At 74.7% G+C, this 6,896-nt stretch carries 5 protein-coding genes; 3 read left to right on the top strand and 2 right to left on the bottom strand.

What is annotated here, in order from left to right:
• Nucleotides 1-662: 662 nt before the first annotated feature.
• Nucleotides 663-2,957, bottom strand: a complete 2,295-nt coding sequence (locus tag LG632_RS11470; RefSeq protein ID WP_226726861.1) for a right-handed parallel beta-helix repeat-containing protein — start codon at nt 2,955-2,957, stop codon at nt 663-665.
• 274 nt (nt 2,958-3,231) lie between these two features.
• Here LG632_RS11470 and hmgA point away from each other — a divergent pair, with 274 nt between their 5' ends.
• Both hmgA and LG632_RS11460 read left to right on the top strand, forming a co-directional pair.
• Nucleotides 3,232-4,545: a homogentisate 1,2-dioxygenase gene (gene hmgA, locus LG632_RS11465; protein ID WP_226726860.1), complete on the top strand. Its 1,314-nt coding sequence runs from the start codon at nt 3,232-3,234 to the stop codon at nt 4,543-4,545.
• A gap of 64 nt (nt 4,546-4,609) precedes the next feature.
• Entirely contained in the window at nt 4,610-5,359 is a 750-nt protein-coding gene (locus LG632_RS11460; protein ID WP_226726859.1) for a GntR family transcriptional regulator, read from the top strand.
• 98 nt (nt 5,360-5,457) lie between these two features.
• On the opposite strand, the gene LG632_RS11455 is transcribed toward LG632_RS11460, so the two are convergent.
• Complete coding sequence (locus LG632_RS11455) at nt 5,458-5,619, bottom strand: hypothetical protein (RefSeq protein ID WP_226726858.1); 162 nt, start codon at nt 5,617-5,619, stop codon at nt 5,458-5,460.
• A gap of 81 nt (nt 5,620-5,700) precedes the next feature.
• Between LG632_RS11455 and LG632_RS11450 the strand changes: the two genes are divergently transcribed.
• Nucleotides 5,701-6,885, top strand: coding sequence for a type ISP restriction/modification enzyme (locus tag LG632_RS11450; protein WP_226726857.1), 1,185 nt, complete (start codon nt 5,701-5,703; stop codon nt 6,883-6,885).
• Nucleotides 6,886-6,896: the final 11 nt, after the last annotated feature.

Below are 6,896 nucleotides of genomic sequence, written 5' to 3'. Positions count from 1 at the left end.
CAGGCCTGCCGATTCGGGCCTGCCGGCCCGACCGGCCTGGTCGGCCCGACTCGCCCCGTCGGCCCGGCCTGCCCCGTCGGCCCGGCCCGCTCCGTCGGGCGCGCCCGCCCCACACGACCGGCTCGCCCCCTCGGGCGCACCCGCCCCTCCGGGCCAACCTGCCACGACGGCGGTCCGGCCCACTCCGTCCACCCGGCTTGCTCCGCCAGCCGCACCCGCCCCTCCGGGCCAACCCGCCACGACGGCGGTCCGGCCCACTCCGTCCACCCGGCTTGCTCCGCCAGCCGCACCCGCCCCTCCGGGCCAACCCGCCACGATGCCGGTCCGGCCCGCTCCGTCGGGCGCGCCCGTCCCACCGGCCGCGACCACGAGGCCGGGCAGCCGGCCCTCCCCCTCCACCCGGCTGGCTCCGCCAGCCCAGTCCACCCAGCCGGTCCGGCTTACTCCGTCGGCTGCGCCCACCCCGCGGGACCGGCTCACCCCCTCGGCCGCACCCGCCCCTCCGGGCCACCCCGCCACTCCGTCGGCCCGGCCCACTCCGTCAGCCGCGCCCGTCCCACCGGCCCCGGCCACGAGGCCGGGCAGCCGGCCCTCCCCCTCCACCCGGCTTGCTCCGTCGGCCCGGCCCGCCGCGCCGGGGCGGCCGGTCCAGCCGTGGCGCGTCATCGGGTCGGCTCAGTGTCGGCGGGGCCGGTCGCGTCCAGGGCCGACTGCGGCGCGGCCGTGTCCGGGTCCGGGCCCGGTGAGGACGGCGAAGGGCCAGCAGACGGCGAACGGTCGGCAGACGGCGAACGGTCGCGGGACGGCGCCCGATCTGCAGACGGCGAGCGGTCGCGGGACAGCGCCCGATCGGCAGACGGCGAGCGGTCGGCGAACGGGGCGTGGTCGGAGGGTGGTGGTTCGGAGGGGGCGGTGGGGCGGGACGGGGTGTGGGGGCCCGGGCGGGTGGTGGCGGCTACCGCCCACAGGGCCCACAGGACGGTCAGCAGGGCGCGGATCCACGCCGGGCTCAGCGGGATCCACGGGATCATCAGGACGGCCTTGTCGAAGGCGTCGAGGAGGGTCAGGGCGGCCACCAGCAGGGTCAGCCGCGCCAGCCAGGGGCGGTCGGCGCGCAGTGCCAGGCCGGTGCCGGTCCACCACAGGCCCAGCAGGAGCAGCGCCAGTGCCGGGACGAAGGTCGCGGTCAGGGGCAGGGTCGAACCCGCGACGTCCAGGGCGAGGCCGGCGACGCCCAGCAGCCAGGCGGCGGTGCCCAGGCGGCTGCGGCGCAGCCGGCGCCACCACAGCACGCCGCCCACCAGCAGCAGCACCACGGCCACGGCGACCGCGATCTGGGTCTCGACCCGCTCCAGGCCGCGTGCCCCGTACCAGTCGCAGCCGGCCGGCAGCCGGCGTGCCTGCACGTTGTAGTCGGCGCAGACGAGCAGTTGGGCCAGTTTCACCGGTTCGCCCACCAGTCGGGCCGAGGCGCCCGAGACCTGGCCGCGGGCGTCGCCGCACCGGGGCAGCGTGCCGGGGGTGGAGCCGTCGGGCCCGGGCTGCCAGCAGTTGCCCCGGCCCTGGCCGTCCCACCACACGTCCATGCCGTTGGGGCGGGACGTCCCGGCCTTGTCGCGGCCGAGGACGTTGTCGGCGTACCGGTTGTGGTGCGAGGTGTCGGTCTGCTTCGACCAGGCCGACTCGCCGCGGATGAAGGCGGGCACGGCCGAGAGGAAGAAGCCGGCGCGGTGGTGGCCGTAGACCCAGTTGTGTTCGTAGATGTTCCAGTTGCCGCCGGCGGTGATGATGCCGGTGCCCGGCGGCATGGAGATCTGCGGGCAGACCACGCCCTGCTCGTAGCCGCGCTCGACGGGCGGCTTGGCGCAGGTGCCGTCGGCGACGTGGCGGTAGTAGTCCTGGTTGTTGTCGTGGATGAGGTTGCGCTCGAACTTGGCGTGGTTCTGCGGGAGTCCGGGGTGCCCGGGGAAGGCGCTGTCCATGGAGGCGCCGCCCATGTTCTGGTCGAACTCGTTGTCGTGGACCCAGACCGAGTCCCCGGCGGTGCCGGAGTAGCCGACCATGTTGTGGTGGCTGCGGCAGCCGGTGATCTCGATGGAGTAGCGGGGGACGTCGTAGCCGCGGCCGTCGTTGATGTTCGAGGCGCTGCCGGGGTAGATGCCGGAGTCGCCGTTGCCGTAGGACTCGCAGTTCTTGTAGAGGCCGTGGTCGCTGGCGAAGGTGAGGAAGCCGTACTCGTCGTTCCAGCGCGTGAGGACGTCGTCGATGACGAAGCCGTCGCCGGCCAGTACGTACAGCGCGTTGAAGGTGGTGCGCTGCGCGGTGAAGTTCTTGAAGTAGATGCCGTCGGAGCGGTCGGCGCGGACGGCGTTGAGTTTCTGGTACTTGGCGTCGATGACGACGTCCGTGCGGTGGGCTCCGGTGCCCTCGATCTGGAGGTCCTTCTTGCCGAGGATCGCGACGAGGTTCTGGTTGTGCCGGCAGCGCTCCTGCTGTTCGTAGCTGAGGATCTGGTAGCCGAGGGCGGAGTCGGGCGCTTCGAGGGAGGCGCACTCCCCCGTCGGGGCCGGCAGCGAGGGCTCCTCCTCGTAGAGGCCGGGCAGGATGGCGATGTTCATGCCGGGCCGGTCGACCCGGTCGACGGCCTCCTGGAGGTGGCGGAAGCCGCTTTGCGCGCAGCGCGCGAACAGGTCCAGGTTGCGCTGCCTGAGCTCCTGCGGGAAGCCGGCGACGCGCCGTTCGAAGTCGGCGCGGTCGGTCTTGCACACGAGCAGGTCGGGTTCGGCCGCCGCCCGGTAGGCCGGGACGGTCCCGGAGCCGTCCGGGAAGGTGACGGGCCGCTCCTCGTGCGCCTGGGCGGCGGGCGCGGCGACGAGGACGGACGCGAGGGCGAGGAGCGCGAGGAGGGCGGTGAGGAGCGCGCCCGGCACGGCAGGAGACCTGCGGATCCACGACATGCGCGAGAGAGTAGAGCAATGTTCATCTTTTGTGAGCCCCTTGCGCACGACCTCTTCGCCGAGCCGCCGAGCCTCTTCCCCCTGCCGCCCGACCTCTTCGCCCTGCCGCCCACCTCTTCGCCGGGCCGCCAACCTCTTCGCCGGGCCGCCGAGCCTCTTCGCCCTGCCGCCCGACCTCTTCGCCGGGCCACCCGGCGCGATCGCGCCGTTGACGGGACGGGGAGCGGAATCCTACTGTCGACCATAGGATTCCTTCGACGGAGCGGGAGCAGGCATGACCGAGCAGGCCAGGAAGACGGCGGAGGGGCTGGTGTACCTCACCGGCTTCGGCAACGAGCACAGCTCGGAAGCCCTCCCCGGGGCCCTCCCCATCGGCCGGAACTCCCCCCAGGTCGCTCCCCTCGGCCTCTACGCCGAGCAGCTCAGCGGCAGCGCGTTCACCGAGCCGCGCCGGCACAACCGCCGCTCCTGGCTCTACCGGATCCGCCCCTCGGCGGCCCACCCGCCCTTCACCCGGGCCGACAACGGCCACCTGCGCACGGCGCCGTTCACCGAGACCGTCCCGGACCCCAACCGGCTGCGCTGGAACCCGCTGCCGGACCCGGCCCCCGGCACCGACTTCCTGGCCGGCCTGTGGACGCTCGGCGGCAACGGCGACGCCACCCAGCGCACCGGCATGGCCGTCCACCTCTACGCGGCCAACGCCTCCATGACCGACCGGGTGTTCGGCAACTCCGACGGCGAGCTGCTGATCGTCCCCGAGCGCGGCGGGCTGCTGCTGCGCACCGAGCTCGGCCTGCTGAGCGCCGGACCGGGTGAGGTCGCCCTGATCCCGCGCGGCGTCCGGTTCCGCGTCGAGCTGCTCGACGACGACGCGCGCGGGTACGTCTGCGAGAACTACGGCCAGCCCTTCGAGCTGCCCGACCTCGGCCCGATCGGCGCCAACGGCCTGGCCAACGCCCGGGACTTCCGGGCGCCCGTGGCCGCGTACGAGGACGTCGACGGCCCGGTGGAGGTGGTCAACAAGTTCTGCGGCAACCTCTGGACCGCCACCTACGACCACTCCCCCCTCGACGTCGTCGCCTGGCACGGCACGCACGTGCCGTACGTCTACGACCTGCGCCGCTTCAACGTCATGGGCACCATCAGCTACGACCACCCGGACCCGTCGATCTTCACCGTGCTGACCTCCCCGTCGGACACCCCGGGCCTGGCCGGCGTGGACTTCGTGGTCTTCGCCCCGCGCTGGCTGGTCGGCGAGGACACCTTCCGCCCGCCGTACTTCCACCGCAACGTGATGAGCGAGTACATGGGCCTGATCGAGGGCGCCTACGACGCCAAGGCCGAGGGCTTCGTCCCCGGCGGCGGCTCGCTGCACAACATGATGTCGGCGCACGGCCCGGACCGGGAGACGTTCGACCGGGCCAGCGCCGCCGAGCTCAAGCCGCAGAAGATCGACGACGGCCTGGCGTTCATGTTCGAGACGCGCTGGCCGATCACCGCCACCGCCCAGGCGGCGGGGGCCGGTCACCTCCAGCGCGGCTACGACGACGTCTGGCAGGGGCTGCAGCGCCATTTCCGCCCCTGAACCGGCGGCCTAGGATCCTGGGATCCGCCCCCGCACGCCGCCCCGCCCCTACGGAGAACCGCCCGTGACCGCCTTCGCCCCCGACTCGCTGGTGCTCAACCGGAAGCTGCCCCTGTGGTACCAGGTGTCGCAGTCGCTGCGCGCCTCGATACTCGGACGCACGCCGGACGACTCGCTGCGGCTGCCCACGGAGGAGCAGCTCGCGGAGCACTACGGGGTGAGCGTGCTCACCATGCGGCAGGCGCTGAAGGAGCTGGAGCAGGAGGGGCTGATCAGCCGGCACCGGCGGCGCGGGACGTTCATCGAGCCGGGGGCCCAGCGCGGGGCCCCGGTGCGGCTGCTGGGCTCGGTCGACGCGATCGTGGCCCAGCAGTCGGGCGAGCGGACGACGGTGCTGGGCCAGGAGCGCGGTCCGGTGCCCGGGGAGCTGCGCACGTACTTCCCGGACACCGACGAGCTGGTCACGTACCGGCGGCTGCGCCGCGACGGCGACAGCGGCGAGCCGACGAACTGGGCCGAGAACGCCGTCCTCCCCGAGCTCGCCGAGTCCGTGGACCTCGCCGATCTGGAGCGGTGGCCGATGACGAAGGTGCTGCGGGACGTGGTCGGGGTGCGGATCAGCCGGATCACCGACACCGTCGAGGCGCGCCTGGCCGACCCCACCACCGCCGAGCTGCTGGACGTGCCGCTGCTGAGCCCGATCCTGCACTACACCGGCGTGACGTACGACGAGGACGGCCGGGTGGTGGACGTGGCGCGGATCCGGTACCGGGGGGACCGTTTCTCCTTCACGGTGACGGTCGACGCGCACTGACCGCCGTCGGCCTCGGGCGTCCGCCTGCGGCGTCGGCCGCCGACCCTCGGCCGCCGGGCGTCAGCCGTCGGGCGTCGGGCGTCAGCCGTCGGGCGTCCTCAGCGTTCCTCGTCGTCGGCGCCGCGCTCGCCCTCGGCCTGGGAGGGCGTGGTCCGCATGGTCTGCGGGTGGCGCTGGGCCCGTTCCTTCTCGTCCATGTCGTCGTCGAGCCGCTCACCCTCGGCCTGCGACGGGGTCGAGTACTCGTCGTACTGGCTCATGACCGCCTCCTCGGTCGGAACATGTCCACACAAGGAGCGTAAGCGTCCGGCGGGCCGGGAGCACCCCCTACCATCTGCGGCGTGAGCGCGAGTGCGAGCAACACCGAGAACGCCGGTTGCGACGACGGGCCCCTGCTGGACGAGCTGCTCCCGTGGTCCGTACCGGGCCTGCGACTCGGCCGGGCCTGGGTGACCGCGCCCGACCCGGGCACCCTGCGGGCCCGCTGGGCGGCGCTGACCGGGGCGGAGGGGGCGGAACGGGAGCGGCTGTTCCGGCCGACGCGGGCCCGGACCCCCGACGCGGGGGCCGCCGCGCTGCCCGGGCAGCGGACGGCGACCGGCCGGTTCTCGGCCGCGCCCGGTCCGTGCCCGGAGCCGGTACGGGTGCTGCACGAGCCCTTCGACGAGCAGTGGCTGCTGCCCGACCAGCGGCTGATCGACGCGGCCCGGCCGGAGCTGTGGCGGGTGCTGGACGAGCAGCAGCTGTTCCTGCTGGAGGCGGGGCCGGGGGTGGTGGCCACGGCCCTGCTGCCGGCCGGGCGGACCGGCCGGGTCCGCCCGCTGCACCGCCGCCCCGGCGGCGCCGAGCCGAACCTCGCCCCCGGCCTGCTGGACCTGCTCGGCGCCCGCTACGGGACCTGGGTCGCCCCGGAGGAGGTGCTGTGCTGGGTGCTCGCCGCGGCCCGGCCGGGGCCGGGCGGGCTGCGGGTGCCGCTGCCCGCCGACGCCGAGCGGTGGCGGGCCGGGGTGGAACTCGGCCACCGGCTGCTGCGGATCCAGCTGCGCGGGGCCCGGGGCGGGGAGCCGCCGCGGCTGCCGGGCGGCCGGCGGCCCTACGTGCGCCAGGCTGTGCCGGCCCGGCCGACCGCCCTGTCGTACGACGCCGGGACCGAGACGCTGTCCCTGGACGCGGGGGCGGTCTCGCCGGTTCCGGCGGCCGCCTGGGAGTACGAGGTGGCGGGGGTGCGGGTGCTGGAGCGGTGGTTCGCCGCGCGGACCGCGCACCGGGAACTGGACGGCCTGGAGGGGCTCGGCCCCGACGAGTGGCCGCAGTCGTGGACGTCGGAACTGCTGGCCCTGGTGACCACGCTGGCCCTGCTGGCGGAGCTGGAGCCGGCGCGGGCGGGGCTGACCGTCGGCCCGCCGCTGACCGCGGCGGAGCTGCGGGCGGCCGGGGTGCTGCCGGCGCCGCGCTGGGCACGGCGTCCGGCCTCGGTGCTCGACCACCACGAGGAGGGACCGGGCGGCCAGTTCGCCCTGATCTGACCCGGGCCCGG

Source organism: Streptomyces antimicrobicus, assembly GCF_020532625.1.
GTDB lineage: Bacteria > Actinomycetota > Actinomycetes > Streptomycetales > Streptomycetaceae > Streptomyces > Streptomyces antimicrobicus.
The sequence above is the reverse complement of the archived record's forward strand: the minus strand, read 5'-3'. Positions and strand labels throughout refer to the sequence as shown.